The following is a 13,710-nucleotide window of genomic DNA, read 5'->3' as shown; positions in this document are numbered from 1 at the left end:
AGAAGATCGGCAGTCACCACAACCGGGCCTGCATGAGGAGGCGGCTGCGGACCGCCGCGATGTGCGGGGCGTGCTCGGTGCCTGCGCGGGCCGCGACGTAGAGGGTGTTGATCGGCGGGATCTCAGGGTCCAGCAGCGCGACGAGTGCGCCGGAGGCGAGTTCCTCGGTGCACAGGTAGCGCGGCAGCACGCTGATCCCCGATCCGGCCACGACGGCGGCCAGCACACCGCGCAGATCGGGCACCACCACGGTGGCGCTGCCCGTCGGGCGGGTGCCGAAGAGGGTGCGCCAGTAGCGCCGGATTACCGGGAGGTCCTCTGCGTAGGAGACCAGGGGGACGCCGCGCAGGCAGCCGGCGCCTTCGCCGGCCAGTCGCTCGCGGTCGATCCGGGCCGCCCAGGAGCGCCCGGCCACCAGGACGAACTCCTCGTCGGTCAGGGGCGCGGCGACAACGGCGCGGCCACGCGGCCGCACCGTGGAGATCACCAGGTCGAACCGCCCGGCGGCAAGCCCCGCCAGCAGTTCGTCGCTCAGGCCCAGGGAGATCCTGAGTCTGAGGCCCTGGTCCACCAGCGGGGCGAGTGCGGGCAGCACGCGCATGGTGGTCAGTTCCGCGGGGCCGGCCAGGTGCAGCGGCTTGGTGAACGGATCGCGTGCCACCAGCCCGCGCTCGGCGACGGCCGCGAGCGCGTCGATGTGCGACGCCACCTCCGCCGCGAGTTCGTCTGCCACGGTGGTGGGCGCCACCCCGCGCGGCAGCCGCTGGAAGAGCTGCGAGCCGAGCTCGGCCTCCAGCGCCCGCAGCTGAGCGGTGACGGTGGGCTGCGACAGGCCTACCAGCCCGGCCGCCGCGGTCAGGGAGCCGGCCCGGTAGACGGCCAGGAACGTCCTGAGCAGCGACAGATCCACAGCGCCCCACCCTTCTCGTACCAGATCGATCAATCAGAATTCCGATAGCACACTGCCCACTCTCTCATTGGTGGCCGATGGATCAGCGACCTAACGTCGATGACGAAAGCAGGCCGGGACGAACCGGGCCTGCCCCACCCGGACCAAGGAGGCGGCCATGTCCCGCACCAACACGATTCTCATCGCGCTGACCAGCCACGATCGTCTCGGTGACACCGGCCGCAGCACCGGCTACTACCTGCCCGAGGCGGCCCACCCCTGGAAGGTGTTCACCGAGGCGGGCTACCACGTCGACCTGGTCTCGATCCGCGGCGGCCAGCCGCCCATGGACGGTGCCGATACCTCCGACCCGGTCCAGCGCGCCTTCCTGGACGACGCGCGCATCGCCGCGCAGCTCGCGGCCACACCGCGTCCGAGCGACGTCGACGCGGCCGGCTACGACGCGATCCTCTACGTCGGCGGACACGGCGCCATGTGGGACTTCCCCGACGACCAGGCCCTGGCCGCTCTCGCCCGTGACATCTACGAGGCCGGCGGAGCCGTCGCGGCTGTGTGCCACGGCCCGGCCGGCCTGGTGAACCTCACCCTCTCGAACGGCGCCTACCTGATCGACGGCAAGAACGTCGCCGCGTTCACCAACGCCGAGGAAGCCGCCGTCGGCCTCATCGACGTGGTGCCCTTCCATCTGCAGACCGCGCTGGAGGAGCGCGGCGCCAAGCACACCGGCGCCGACGACTTCCAGGCCCACGTCGTGGTCGACGGCCGCCTGGTCACCGGCCAGAACCCCGCCTCGGCCACGGGCGTCGGCGAAGCCGTCGTCAAGGTCCTCGCAGCCTAAAGTCAAGCGGAATGTCGTGCTGCTGTGCGAGGTGCCGCAGGGGAAAGAAGGACGCCCCTCCAAGTCGCTGACGATCGACCAGGCCGCCGCAGTCATCAAGGCGGCGGAGAGAACGGCCATGCACGCCTACCTCGTCCTCTCGCTTCTGGTCGGCGCCCGCACCGAGGAACTGCGAGCGCTGACGTGGGCTCACGTAGACCTTGAGGGCCGTCCGGACGACGAGCCGCCGGTGCCGCCGTCCATCCGGGTCTGGCGGTCGGTGCGACAGGGCGGGAAGACGAAGACAAAGAAGTCCCGGCGGACCTTGGCCCTGCCCAAGAGGTGCGTGGAGGCGCTGCGGTTTCACCGCGATCTCCAGGCCGGGCAGCGTGAGAAGGCGGGCACGGCCTGGAAGGAGCACGACCTGGTGTTCGCCTCCGCTGTGGGCACCGAACGCAACGCCAACAACGTGCTGCGGTCCTTCTGGGCGATCTTGAAGAAGACCGCTCTGGAACCCGACGACTGGACGCCGCGGGAGATGCGCCACAGCTTCGTCTCGGTGCTGTCGGACGCGGGCGTGCCCATCGAGGAGATCTCGCGGCTGGCCGGACACAAGAGCACCGAGGTGACCGAGACCGTGTACTGGCACCAGATCCGGCCTGCCCTGCTGGGCGGAGCGGAGGCGATGGACGAGGTGTTTCCGGAACAAGACCGCGACCCTTAGTCACTCAGTTAGCCGCTCACTCGTTAGCAAAAGGCCCCTTCCGTGATCGGAAGGGGCCTTTGAGGTGGAGCCGCCTATCGGAATCGAACCGATGACCTATTCATTACGAGTCTCACGAGCAAGATCCACAAGTGTCCGGAGTCGTCCGCTGACCTGCTGGGCAACGCTCTCGGGGGACGTTTGGGTTCCACTGTCGTCCAGGCCCGTCCGGACCTGCTGTTAGCACTCGCGTTAGCAAGCCTGTGGATTCCGCGCTGACCGTTCCGGGGTGCTCGTTCGCGCGGACGGTGCGTAACCCCGTGACAGACCGTTTCGCGCGAACGTGTGCCCCGGCTCGCGGGGGTCCAGGGGGCGGCGCAGCCCCCTGGTTCGCGCTCGTTCAACCCTTGTCCGCCGCTTTCCTGGGACGGTCGCATCTCCCAATTGCTGGTCGGCGGTAACTGCGGCTGTGCCGGTGTGGTGTGTGTTGGTCGACCGAATTGGGTCAGGGCGGGGTGGTTGCTGCGTTTGGTGTTGCTGATCTTGGTGGCGGGGTGATGCTGGGCGTATGGCGGGTGGGGGTCGGCGGCGGGTGCTCTGGTTCGGGTCGCTGCTTGTGGCGACGGGAGTGGTGGCGGGTGTGGTGCCGTTGCTGCCCGCTTCGTGGCCGCTGGTGGTGCGGGCGTTGTTGGGTGCGGTGGGGGCGATCGCGGGGGCGATCGGGGGGTTTTACGGCGGTGAGTTGATCGCCGCTCGCCGCGGGGGCGTGGAGGATGCCCGGGCGGTGGTGGCGGAGCTTGAGAGGCGCCGCAGGGAGTTGGTCGGTACGCGCGAGTTGGCGTCGTCTGATCAGCGGAGTGTGGCGGGGTTGCTGCGGCCCGAGCGCGCGGTGGTCGATTTTGTGGGGCGTGTGGCCGAGTTGGAGCGGTTGCGGGCGTGGTGTGGTGATGCGGCGGCGTGTCCGGTGTGGTTGGTGACTGGGCGGGGCGGGGTGGGCAAGACGCGCTTGGGCATGCAGTTGGCCGAGTCGCTGCCGTTTGGGGAGTGGGAGTGTCAGCCGGTCAAGCCGGGTGATGAGGTCGCGGCGGTGAAGGCGGCCGGTCGGGTGGGGCAGCGGGTGTTGTTGCTGGTGGATTATGCCGAGACCCGTCCCGGTTTGGCGGCGATGTTGACCGAGGTGGCGGCGTGTGAGGCGGCGGGGGATGCGGGTGGGTTGCGGGTGTTGCTGCTGGCCCGGCAGGCGGGTGAGTGGTGGACGTCGCTGGACACCGAGTCGGACGCGACACGTGATTTGGCGGCGCGGACGCCGGTGCTGGAGTTGGCGGCGGCGCTGGATGACCGGTGTGATGACGTTCAGGTGATCGAGGAGGCGTTGCCGTTCTATGCGGCGGCGCGGGGACGCCCGGTCCCGCGGGTGAGGTTCACCGTGGACTCGTCGGGGTCGTCGGGGTCGTCTGGGTCGTCGGAGCGGTTGCCGGTGTTGGTGTTGCATGCGGCGGCGTTGGTGGCGGTGCTGGATGACGAGTTGGGGATGTCGGGGGGGCGGGCGGCGGCCGATCTTGGGGTGTTGGATCGGCTGTTGGGTCATGAGCGCCGGTTGTGGGACAAGGCCGCGCAGCGGGCCGGGTTGTCGGTGCGGTTGTCGGTGTTGGAGCAGGTTGTTGCGGTGGGGGTGCTGGTGCTGGATCCGCAGGAGGCGGGTGAGTCGTCGCTGCGGGCGGTAGTCCGGCGGGTCCCTGATCTGGCGGCTGTCGATGAGGAGCGGGTGGGGGCGTTGGTGGGGTGGTTGCGGCAGTTGTACCCCGAGCAGGGTGGGCGGGTGGAGTTGCTGCGGCCGGATCTGCTGGCGGAGCGGCATGCCGTCGATCAGTTGGTCGCGCATGAGCTGTTGCGCCGCGCCTGCTTCTCCGGTTTGGCGGGGGCTGAGGCGGTGCGGGCGTTGACGGTGTTGACGCGGGCGTGTGCGCATCATGAACGCGCTGCTGGGCTGGTCGAGGAGGTGTTGCGGCAGGATCTTGCGGGGTTGGCGGATGCGGCGATCGTGGTCGCGGTGCAGACCGGTACCCGGCTGGGTGACCTGTTGGCGGGTGTGCTGGAGGACGTTCCCGCCAGCATCGATGATCTCCGACGCATAGCGAAGGAGATTCCTTATCCCACGGTGGCGTTGGCAGCCGCGGACGCGGTCGCCACCCGGCGGGTGCGGGAACTGCTACCCGCTGATGCCGATCCGGCGGACGTTGCCACCTGGAGCACACGGTTGGCGGTGGTTCTCGCCCAACTGGGGCGGCGGGAGGAGGCACTGGAGGCCATCACCGAAGCCGTCCAGATCCGCCGACAACTGGCCCAGGCACGACCCGACGCCTTCCTGCCCGACCTCGCCGCGTCGCTGAACAACCAATCCGGCCGCCTGTCGGGCCTGGGGCGGCGCGAGGAGGCATTGGAGGCCGTCACCGAAGCCGTCCAGATCCGCCGACAACTGGCCCAGGCACGACCCGACGCCTTCCTGCCCGACCTCGCCGCGGCGCTGAACAACCAATCCAACCACCTGTCGGACCTGGGGCGGCGCGAGGAGGCACTGGAGGCCATCACCAAAGCCGTCACCGCCTACCGCACCCTGGCCCAAGCACGACCCGACGCCTTCCTGCCCAACCTCGCCGCGGCGCTGAACAACCAATCCAATTGCCTGTCGGACCTGGGGCAGCGCGAGGAGGCACTGGAGGCCATCACCAAAGCCGTCCAGATCCGCCGACAACTGGCCCAGGCACGACCCGACGCCTTCCTGCCCAACCTCGCCGCGGCGCTGAACAACCAATCCGGTTGCCTGTCGGACCTGGGGCAGCGCGAGGAGGCACTGGAGGCCATCACCAAAGCCGTCACCGCCTACCGCACCCTGGCCCAAGCACGACCCGACGCCTTCCTGCCCAACCTCGCCGCGGCGCTGAACAACCAATCCAACCGCCTGTCGGACCTGGGGCGGCGCGAGGAGGCACTGGAGGCCATCACCAAAGCCGTCACCGCCTACCGCACCCTGGCCCAAGCACGACCCGACGCCTTCCTGCCCGACCTCGCCGCGGCGCTGAACAACCAATCCGGCCGCCTGTCGGACCTGGGGCAGCGCGAGGAGGCACTGGAGGCCATCACCGAAGCCGTCCAGATCCGCCGACAACTGGCCCAAGCACGACCCGACGTCTTCCTGCCCAACCTCGCCGCGTCGCTGAACAACCAATCCAGTTGCCTGTCGGACCTGGGGCAGCGCGAGGAGGCACTGGAGGCCATCACCAAAGCCGTCACCGCCTACCGCACCCTGGCCCAAGCACGACCCGACGCCTTCCTGCCCGACCTCGCCATGTCGCTGAACAACCAATCCAACCGCCTGTCGGACCTGGGGCAGCGCGAGGAGGCACTGGAGGCCATCACCGAAGCCGTCCAGATCCGCCGACAACTGGCCCAAGCACGACCCGACGCCTTCCTGCCCGACCTCGCCGCGTCGCTGAACAACCAATCCAATTGCCTGTCGGACCTGGGGCGGCGCGAGGAGGCACTGGAGGCCATCACCGAAGCCGTCCAGATCCGCCGACAACTGGCCCAAGCACGACCCGACGCCTTCCTGCCCGACCTCGCCTCGTCGCTGAACAACCAATCCGTCTGCCTTGGGCAACTGAGACGGCAGATAGAAGCATTGGGCACCATCGCTGAGGCGTTGCAAATCCGTCAACGTCTGGCCAGAGCACGCCCGAGCGTGCACCAAGCCGAGCTCGACCAGTCCCAACGGATCAAGGCATGGCTAGAGAACATGTCGAATTGATGAACGGGTTGCCCTCGCAACCGCGGCCGGGCGACGCGGCGCGGCGGGACCGGACCGAAGAGGCCGCACGCCCGCCGCGCCGGGGCGGGCGGCCGCTGGCGGCCGCGGAGCGGGCGCCCTTGAAGACGTAAAGAAAGTTCTCATCCGGGGATGGGGCGCTTCGGAGGGGCTGGCGCTTCGGTTGTCCGGCCGCCCGGCTTCCTCCTGTCTTTCTGGCTGTTCAGACGTCTAGGCGTTCGGCGGCGTCGAGCAGGTATCGGGGCAGTTTGGAGCGGGCGTCCAGGATCTCGATGCCGATGACGCGCCCCTCGGCGTCGAAGTCGAGATTGATCACCCCGTCGACGTCGACGGGGTCGCAGGCGTACATGTGCGCCGACTTCGTCCCGGCCTGGGTGGGGTCGAGGAGGTAGATGTAAGCGGCGTTGGCCTGCTGGTCGTAGGTGACTTTGACTTCTGCCATGGGCTCCTTTACTGAGCGGCCCTCACGTTGAGGAGGGCTCGCATGGTCTCGGCTGGGGTCGCGCAGCGGAAACCGGTGTCGTCGTCGAGCATGTCCGCTGATGCGTCGTTGAACGTGGACGGTGCGCAGCGTAGGAAGGGGCTCGTGAACGCGCTCCCTTTCAGCTCGTAGCGGCCGGGCTCGGACTCGGTCGAACACCAGTCCCAAGTGTTGCCGCACATGTCGTAGACGCCGTACGGGCTGACGCCGCTTGCGTAGCAGTCAACGGGGGTGGTGCTGCGTTTTCCGCCCTCTCGGCAGTTGACCTTCGCGGGGGTCCGCTGGCTTCCCCAAGGATAGATTTCGCCTCGTGTTCCTCTGGCTGCTTTTTCCCATTGCTGGGCAGTGGGCAGGGCTTTGGCGGACCATTGGGCGTATGCGTGGGCGTCGTGCCTTGTGACGAACACGACGGGGTGGTTGTCGAGTCCCTCGGGGATTTGGCCGTTCTCCCAGTGCTGCGGCGGCTTGTGGTCGGTCGCGGCGATGAACCGGGCGTAGTCGGCGTTTGTGGTGGGGAACACGTCGATGTAGAACGCCGGGAGGTAGACGGGTTCGCTGTTCTCGCCTGCGAAGTAAACGCCTGCGGGAACCAGCGTCATCAACTTTCCGTCGATGGGGTGTCTGGCCTGGTCTTCGTCGCCGACGGGCACGTCGGGCTCTTGCTCGGGGCTTGGTGACTGCTCTGAGGACACGCCCGGATCTTGGGCAGACGTGGCCGGGCTCGTCAAGCCGATCATCTCGCTGAAGCGTGCTTGCACGTCTGGGCTACACGCGGCCAGGACGGTATCAAGTCCTTGCTGGTTGATGGGGCGGGGGGTGACGTTCCCCTTTTCCCACCTGACGATTATTCGTTCGCTTACGCCGAGTTCAGCGGCGAATTCGACTTGGCTTACGCGCTTGGCTTCCCGTAGGGCGCGTGCTTCCTTACCGGTCCACCGTGAGACTGTCGGGGCCATGTGATGCTCTCCGTAGCGGGGTGGTTCTCAGATGGCTTCGGCGGGAATCTCTTCGTATTCCTTGCGAAGAGTCTCCAGAATCGGATGCACGTCCGGGAATTCCACATCGTTGATGGCCGTGATTGCCCGCACACCAATAGCTGTGTTGGTCGCGAACGCGGCCTCCATTCGGGGGAGGTCGGAGAGGTTGACGGGCCCCAGGGACGTCGCTTCGTGCACCTGGTGGAGTAGGCGCATGGTCACACCCTGGAGCACTTCGGCGTTAGGCCAGATGACTTGCTGGCCGTCGAAGAACCCGATGTTCCACGTTGCGCCCTCGGAGATGAACAGGTCCGGGTCCGTGAAAACGCAATCGTCGAATCCGTCGAGCTGGGCGTTACGGCGGTGCCATAGGGCACCGAACAGGCCGACGTGCTTCTGTTCGGGTAGCTCGCGCACGTAGGGGACCGATTGGACCCGGATCGGGGCCATCGGCCATGCCCCGGACGGACGGGTCGTGACGAGGATCTTCGGCTCGGCTTGGGCTCCGGGGTGGCCGAGTTCGAGGTCGGGGTCGTAGATCGTCACGCGCACGACGAACGCGCCGTCTTGTCCGGCGGTGGCCTGTCTGACGTACTCGCGGACCTGTTGGCGGTCCAGCTCGTGATCGAAGAGGACTCGGCAGTCTCGGACAAGACGCTCTATGTGGTGCGAAAAGCCTCTGATGTGCTGGTCTTCCATGCGCATTGACGTGAAATGACCGTAGTTCACCAGAGCTAGTGCTTTGAGCTCATCCGGGGTGACAGGTACGCCGTTGAGTTCAGCCATAGGGCCCAGTGTGTCAGTAGGTATGGACTGCTCACAGGGTGCGGTGCAGGACAAGTTCAGTGCTGCGTCGGTGGCAGGACATGGGAACGGCGTGATCAACACGACACCGTAGTTGGCATGAGCGGTCGTGTGCGTTCGGGAGACAAGGTGGTGCGGCTCGCTATGTCGCGTCCCCGCAGCAATGACACAGAGCGGGCCGGTGGGTTGAGCGAAGAAGAGTGTCGGATCCTTCTCGCGAAACTCGCGGAGATCACTGCTGAACTCGACGAACTCCACGCACGGGCGCGACAGATCACGACTCGGGTTCACGGGGCCAGTGCCGCCACCCCCGCTCACGAGTCCGGCGCTGCCTGAGACGAACGACTCCACATGAGGACATGCGATGGAAACGCGTGCGCAGACTGAAGACCCGGCGCTCCGCCAGCTCCGGGAAGAGTTCACCGGTCACCGGATCTGGCGGGCTCGGCGATCGGACGGGAGTCCCAGCGATTGGGTGGCGACGCTGCGCGACCCGGCTGCCGGGGTCGACGCGACGGTGATCTGCCGGGACTCGGAGGAGTTGCGTGTGGCGCTGGTGCACGAGCGGCAGCGGGCGGCGGGGCGTTCGGTCGTGAAGAGGGCTTGGTGATGGTGGTGTGGACTCCCCCACTGTCACCGCATGGGGCCGCCTCAGAAGATGGGGCGGTCCCGGGGGAGGCTGAGGCGGCGTGGTGGGTGCTTGTCCCCCCGGCTGCACCCGCTGCGCTGCCTCGGCCCCTCACCGCGCGCCGCCGCCTCAACCGCCTCGGCCGAGCGTTGCGGCGACAGGGCTGGGTCGCCGAACGCCGCTATGCCGAAGCGGTTCCGCTGCTGCGGGTCCACTCCCCGGACATGCCCTTCGTCGGTGAGAGCGTCTGCGTCGTCGCTGGGGACGACGGGTGGTGGTTCCGGTTCAGTACCGGGACGCTGCTCGCGCCCTGCTCGCGAATGGACCTGGCGGTGTGGCAGGTGACGGCGCTGCTGGCCGCCGCGGGGCTTGGCGGCGGGGCCGTCCCACTGGACGAATGACCTGCGATGGACGCCCGGACCGCTGCCGCTGTGGAGGAGGTCGGCCAGCGGTTCGGGGTCTTGTGTTGGGTGGGGCGTCACACCGGTAGCTATTGGGCGTTGGTGCTCGGTAGTGACGGGTGGCGGTTGGTGGAGGCGTTGACGGTTCGGGAGCTGGCCACGGCCATCACGCACCCCGACGGGTGGCCGTGGCCTTGAAGACCGCGCGGCAGGGCGTACGGGAGAGCCAGGGGTCAACTGCCGCGCGGTCTTCGCCATCTTGATCAGGTCCGCGGCGGTGGGTGGAAGGTCCGAGCGCGCTCGACGCTGATCGGCTGTCGGCCATGCGCTCGGGCTAGAGATCCTTGGTTCGTTCGTCCAGGTCGTCGAGCCTGGTGGCCAAGCGCCGGAGCTGTCCGCGGATGTCCTGGAGCTGTGTGAACAGGAGTCGGAACTCCTCGCTTCGCTCTGGTGTGGTCTCGTTGGCGTCTTGGGTGTCTGGGGTGGCGATGACGGTTGCGCCCCTGGCTCCCTGGCGGGTGGTGACCAAGCCCTCTTCGCGGAGGACGGCGATGGCGTTGCTGATGGTCATCCCTGAGACGCCGTGCTGGTGGGCGAGTCTGGCGCCTGGTGGCAGGGTGTCCCCTACGGGGTAGACGCCGGACGCAATGTCGCGGCGCAGTTCGTCGGCGATGCGCACGTACGGTTTGCGTCGGTCTACCGGGCCTTTTGCCATGTCAGTCAGTGTACGCCTGCGCCTAGGTCTCTAGGTACCTGCGAAAAATCTGGGTCTAGCGCTTGACTTCCACACTTACCTAGGTACCTTTGTATCTAGACAACACACTTCAAGCTCTGGAGGGCTTGTGCGCAACATTCCAGTGGACCTGTCGGCGCTGTCGTTCGTGTGCGTGTCCGCGCCGCGTCCCAAGGTCGTCAACCAGGACACGGGGGAGGTGAAGACCGACCGCAACGGCCAGACCGTGTTCACGGTCGGCCTGTCGGCGGCCGATGCGTCGGGGCGGGTGGAGCTGCTCAACGTGGCGGTGGTCGGCGACCAGTCGGTGACGATCGGGGAAGTCGTGACGCCGGTGGGTCTGGTCGCCTTTCCGTGGGAGGCGGTGCTCGGCGGCCAGAAGCGGTTCGGCGTTGCCTTCCGCGCCGACCGCATCGCCCCCGTCTCGGCCGTCTCGTCGTCGGACTCGTCTGCTTCGGCGGACGTGGCCTGAACGGCGGACCGCTGATGACTGATCTGCTCCTGGTGCTCGGGGTCCTGGCCGCTGCGGCGGCCGGACTCTGGGCCTGGCGCCGGTTCCACCCGGTGTCGTTCTGGTACGGCGTCGCCTTCCCGGCGCGTGCGGTGCTGGTGTACCTGACCTGGCATCACGTCGCCTCCGGGTGCAAGCTCACCCGCAACCGGCGGCGGTTCCGCCTCACCCTGGACGCCGTCCCTGTCGTCGGGTCGGCGTCCCGGTCCACCGCGACCGTGGTCCAGCAGCGGCGGCGGGTACGGCGGGTCGACGTCGAACGCGCTCCTCGTCTGGGTGTGCTGCGGCCGACTCGGCTCGGGTGGCGGATGCGGCTTCGGCTGCATGACGGGCAGGTCCCGGCCGACTATGAGAAGGCGGCGGAGGGGATCGCGCACGCCTGGCGGGTGCACTCGGTGCGGGTGGTCGATGTGCGGCCGGGCTATGTGACGTTGTGGGCGACGATGCGTGACCCCCTGGTGGACGTGGTCGCCGAACCCGAAACCGGTGAACTGCTGACCGTGCGTCCCGGCAAGCTGGAGAACGGCCGAGACTGGGTGATCGACTTTCGCACCGTGCCGCACTGGCTCAACGCCGGGGCGACACAGTCGGGCAAGTCCAACCTGGCCAACGCCATCATCAAGGGCCTGGCCCCGCAACCGGTCGCGCTGGTCGGGTTCGACCTCAAGGGCGGGGTCGAGTTCACCCCGTACGCGCCCCGGCTGTCGGCCTTGGCGACCACCCGCAAGGAGTCGGTCGGCCTGCTGGCCGACCTGGTGGACGAGGTCGAAACCCGGATGGCGGTGTGTCGGGCGCACGGGGCTCGGAACGTGTGGACGCTGCCGGAGGCGCTGCGGCCGGTGCCGGTGGTGGTCCTGGTGGACGAGGTCGCCGAACTGTTCCTCATGGCCGACAAGTCCGAGAAAGAGGAGGTGTCCAAGACCGCTACCGCGCTGCTGCGGGTGGCGCAGCTCGGCCGGGCGTTCGCGGTCCACCTGATCGTGTGCGGGCAGCGCATCGGCTCCGACCTCGGCCCCGGCGTCACCGCACTACGCGCGCAACTCTCGGGGCGGGTGTGCCACCGGGTCAACGACCCCGAAACCGCCAACATGACCCTGGGCGACCTGGATCCGGCCGCTTTGGACGCCGCCCGCGCCATCCCCGCCGAGACACCGGGGGTGTGCATCGTCGCCGGACAAGACGGCTCCTGGCACCGCGCCCGCTCGGTCTACGTCCCCGAGCACGACGCCGAACAAGCCGCGCACGACTACGCGCACCTGACCCCGGACTGGGATCGCCTCGTCGGCTCGGTCCCGACCGTCTCCCCGGCCGCATAACCGGGCCGGTCGCTCTCTCGCTTCCTTCTTTCTCCGGCTCGGCGTGAGCCCTGATCGCGCCACGTCCCTATCCGACCCATGCCCGAAACCGTCCCTGGAGGCTGCCCAATGGTCGCCCGCGTCCGTGTCCTTCGTCCTCGTCCCCGTCCTCGGTTCGTCGCCGTCCCGTCCCCGTCCTCGCCGTCCGGCTCGTCGTCTTCGGGCTCGTCCCGGCCGTCCTGTGTGTCGTCGTGGGACGTGTGGCCGGTCGGTGTCGAGTGGGACGAGTTCCGCTCCCTGCACATCGCCCGGTGCCAGCGGTGCGCCGACTCGTTCACCTCGGCCCGTCCCGGCGAGGTCGATTGCTGGGCCGACACCCACCGCTGTGACCCCGAACTGGCCGCACTGCTCGCCCTCGTCACCTCCCGGCGGGCGGCATGACCCGCGGCCTCCTCGGCGCGGTGGCCGACTCCGGGCCGGTCGTGGTGCTGGCAGGGATCGCGGCGGCGGGGTCGTTCACCCACATCCGCGACACCGCCACCGAACACGGTCAACGCGGGTGGATGGCCTGGGCCATCGCGGTCTGCATCGACCTCACCTGCGTGATGGCGGCCGGGGAACGCCAGCGTGACAAGCGCACCGGGCGGGCAACGGGTCGGTTGTCGTGGCCGACGCTCGTCCTGGTCGGCGGCGTCCTGCTCTCGCTGGCCGCCAACCTCGCCCAAGCCGACCCGACCGTGTGGGGCTGGATCACCGCAGGCACTCCGGCGGGCGCGTTCCTGGTCGCCGTCTCCATGCTCGAACGCCGAAAGGCCGACACCGCATCGGCGGTCAACCGGTCGCCGGTCCCGGCTTCCTTCGGCCGTCCGTCCTCGGCGGTGTCGGCGGCTGGCTCGTCCTCGTCGCCGTGGGTGGTGTGGGAGGACGACCGTCCCGCCGCCCCGGTTGTCCGGGACGAACCGGACGACGAGGGGCGGCGGCCCACGGAGGAGCCGGACGGCCAAACCTCCATCCCTGTCCCGGCCGACCTGGCACCCGCCGCTGCGTCCCCGTCCTCGTCCCGGTCCGCCGTGCCCTCCTCGGCGTCCGGACCGGCCGGGCCGCTGGTGGAGTTCGCGCGCCGGGTCGCAGCCGAACACCAGACCGAGCACGGGCGGCCGATCACCCGTGACGCACTCCGCGCCCGCCTCGGGGTGTCCAACCAACTCGCCTCAGACCTGCTCCGCCAGATCCGCACCGACCGAACCCCTAGCGAGACAGCGGCCTGAATCAGGCCAGATCAGGAGATCCGCATGTCTGAACACAACCTCGTCCCCAACGCCTCCGACCGCTCACACCGTGACAACGCGGCTGGGTGGCGGCTGCGCTGCCGTACCTGCGACGTCACCACCGGCGGCCTCACCTGGGTGTCACTGCTCGCACACCGGGGCGGTCCCGCGTGCGCGGCCTGCGGCTCGGACCAGGTGACCGCGCAGGAAGCGGCGACCGGATCGGCCATCGCGTTCCCACGTCCGCCCGCGCCGATCGGCGAGTGGTGGCAGTGCTGCAACTGCGGCGGGACCGGCCTGGACTCCCACGGCGACACCTGCCCGCACTGCACCGGCCTGGGCAACTGCCAATGACCCGC

At 68.6% G+C, this 13,710-nt stretch carries 15 protein-coding genes; 10 read left to right on the top strand and 5 right to left on the bottom strand.

The genetic code is table 11. From position 1 onward, the window contains the following. Positions 1-13 precede the first annotated feature (13 nt). Complete coding sequence (locus FXF68_RS11835; protein WP_148758955.1) at positions 14-910, bottom strand: LysR family transcriptional regulator; 897 nt, start codon at positions 908-910, stop codon at positions 14-16. A gap of 157 nt (positions 911-1,067) precedes the next feature. On the opposite strand from FXF68_RS11835, the gene FXF68_RS11830 reads away from it, so the two are divergent. From FXF68_RS11830 to FXF68_RS42290, 3 genes are all read left to right on the top strand, one after another. Then, complete coding sequence (locus FXF68_RS11830) at positions 1,068-1,748, top strand: type 1 glutamine amidotransferase domain-containing protein (RefSeq protein WP_148758954.1); 681 nt, start codon at positions 1,068-1,070, stop codon at positions 1,746-1,748. A gap of 16 nt (positions 1,749-1,764) precedes the next feature. Then, positions 1,765-2,451: a site-specific integrase gene (locus tag FXF68_RS11825; RefSeq protein ID WP_148758953.1), complete on the top strand. Its 687-nt coding sequence runs from the start codon at positions 1,765-1,767 to the stop codon at positions 2,449-2,451. A 619-nt stretch (positions 2,452-3,070) separates the two neighbouring features. After that, positions 3,071-6,235, top strand: coding sequence for a tetratricopeptide repeat protein (locus tag FXF68_RS42290; RefSeq protein ID WP_187437866.1), 3,165 nt, complete (start codon positions 3,071-3,073; stop codon positions 6,233-6,235). Positions 6,236-6,455: 220 nt separating this feature from the next. On the opposite strand, the gene FXF68_RS11790 is transcribed toward FXF68_RS42290, so the two are convergent. The 3 genes from FXF68_RS11790 to FXF68_RS11780 are packed head-to-tail and all read right to left on the bottom strand — an operon-like array spanning position 6,456 to position 8,497. After that, entirely contained in the window at positions 6,456-6,695 is a 240-nt protein-coding gene (locus FXF68_RS11790) for a DUF2283 domain-containing protein (protein ID WP_148758952.1), read from the bottom strand. A gap of 8 nt (positions 6,696-6,703) precedes the next feature. Then, on the bottom strand, positions 6,704-7,690 hold the full coding sequence (locus FXF68_RS11785; protein WP_148758951.1) for an SUMF1/EgtB/PvdO family nonheme iron enzyme: 987 nt from the start codon (positions 7,688-7,690) through the stop codon (positions 6,704-6,706). Positions 7,691-7,717: 27 nt separating this feature from the next. Further along, a complete protein-coding gene (locus FXF68_RS11780) occupies positions 7,718-8,497 on the bottom strand; it encodes an aminotransferase class IV family protein (protein ID WP_148758950.1) in 780 nt (259 codons plus the stop codon). Between the two features lie 382 nt (positions 8,498-8,879). Between FXF68_RS11780 and FXF68_RS11775 the strand changes: the two genes are divergently transcribed. Both FXF68_RS11775 and FXF68_RS42285 read left to right on the top strand, forming a co-directional pair. Next, entirely contained in the window at positions 8,880-9,125 is a 246-nt protein-coding gene (locus FXF68_RS11775) for a hypothetical protein (RefSeq protein WP_148758949.1), read from the top strand. A 242-nt stretch (positions 9,126-9,367) separates the two neighbouring features. Beyond that, positions 9,368-9,544, top strand: a complete 177-nt coding sequence (locus tag FXF68_RS42285) for a hypothetical protein (RefSeq protein ID WP_187437865.1) — start codon at positions 9,368-9,370, stop codon at positions 9,542-9,544. 334 nt (positions 9,545-9,878) lie between these two features. Here FXF68_RS42285 and FXF68_RS11770 read toward each other — a convergent pair whose 3' ends face one another. Next, complete coding sequence (locus tag FXF68_RS11770) at positions 9,879-10,259, bottom strand: GntR family transcriptional regulator (protein ID WP_148758948.1); 381 nt, start codon at positions 10,257-10,259, stop codon at positions 9,879-9,881. A 127-nt stretch (positions 10,260-10,386) separates the two neighbouring features. On the opposite strand from FXF68_RS11770, the gene FXF68_RS11765 reads away from it, so the two are divergent. The 5 genes from FXF68_RS11765 (at position 10,387) to FXF68_RS11745 (ending at position 13,705) form a co-directional block, all read left to right on the top strand. Next, positions 10,387-10,749, top strand: a complete 363-nt coding sequence (locus FXF68_RS11765; RefSeq protein WP_148758947.1) for an SCO3933 family regulatory protein — start codon at positions 10,387-10,389, stop codon at positions 10,747-10,749. A gap of 14 nt (positions 10,750-10,763) precedes the next feature. Beyond that, positions 10,764-12,104, top strand: a complete 1,341-nt coding sequence (locus tag FXF68_RS11760; RefSeq protein WP_148758946.1) for an FtsK/SpoIIIE domain-containing protein — start codon at positions 10,764-10,766, stop codon at positions 12,102-12,104. A gap of 108 nt (positions 12,105-12,212) precedes the next feature. After that, the gene (locus FXF68_RS42280; protein ID WP_187437864.1) at positions 12,213-12,524 is read left to right on the top strand and encodes a hypothetical protein; all 312 of its coding nucleotides are present in this window, start codon (positions 12,213-12,215) and stop codon (positions 12,522-12,524) included. Next, positions 12,521-13,351, top strand: coding sequence for a DUF2637 domain-containing protein (locus FXF68_RS11750; protein WP_148758944.1), 831 nt, complete (start codon positions 12,521-12,523; stop codon positions 13,349-13,351). Before FXF68_RS42280 ends, FXF68_RS11750 begins: the two co-directional genes overlap by 4 nt. A 24-nt stretch (positions 13,352-13,375) precedes the next feature. Then, the gene (locus FXF68_RS11745; protein WP_148758943.1) at positions 13,376-13,705 is read left to right on the top strand and encodes a hypothetical protein; all 330 of its coding nucleotides are present in this window, start codon (positions 13,376-13,378) and stop codon (positions 13,703-13,705) included. Positions 13,706-13,710: the final 5 nt, after the last annotated feature.

The organism is Actinomadura decatromicini (assembly GCF_008121305.1).
GTDB classification, from domain to species: Bacteria; Actinomycetota; Actinomycetes; order Streptosporangiales; family Streptosporangiaceae; genus Spirillospora; species Spirillospora syzygii.
Note: the sequence above shows the minus strand (reverse complement) of the source record. Positions and strands in the feature narration are given on the sequence as shown.

Coding starts and splice junctions, on each gene's coding strand:
- FXF68_RS11770 (WP_148758948.1), bottom strand. CDS start 10,259: ATGGCAAAAGGCCCGGTAGACCGACGCAAACCGTACGTGCGCATCGCC.
- FXF68_RS11775 (WP_148758949.1), top strand. CDS start 8,880: ATGGAAACGCGTGCGCAGACTGAAGACCCGGCGCTCCGCCAGCTCCGG.
- FXF68_RS42280 (WP_187437864.1), top strand. CDS start 12,213: ATGGTCGCCCGCGTCCGTGTCCTTCGTCCTCGTCCCCGTCCTCGGTTC.
- FXF68_RS11745 (WP_148758943.1), top strand. CDS start 13,376: ATGTCTGAACACAACCTCGTCCCCAACGCCTCCGACCGCTCACACCGT.
- FXF68_RS11785 (WP_148758951.1), bottom strand. CDS start 7,690: ATGGCCCCGACAGTCTCACGGTGGACCGGTAAGGAAGCACGCGCCCTA.
- FXF68_RS11750 (WP_148758944.1), top strand. CDS start 12,521: ATGACCCGCGGCCTCCTCGGCGCGGTGGCCGACTCCGGGCCGGTCGTG.
- FXF68_RS11790 (WP_148758952.1), bottom strand. CDS start 6,695: ATGGCAGAAGTCAAAGTCACCTACGACCAGCAGGCCAACGCCGCTTAC.
- FXF68_RS11760 (WP_148758946.1), top strand. CDS start 10,764: ATGACTGATCTGCTCCTGGTGCTCGGGGTCCTGGCCGCTGCGGCGGCC.
- FXF68_RS11780 (WP_148758950.1), bottom strand. CDS start 8,497: ATGGCTGAACTCAACGGCGTACCTGTCACCCCGGATGAGCTCAAAGCA.
- FXF68_RS11830 (WP_148758954.1), top strand. CDS start 1,068: ATGTCCCGCACCAACACGATTCTCATCGCGCTGACCAGCCACGATCGT.
- FXF68_RS42285 (WP_187437865.1), top strand. CDS start 9,368: ATGCCCTTCGTCGGTGAGAGCGTCTGCGTCGTCGCTGGGGACGACGGG.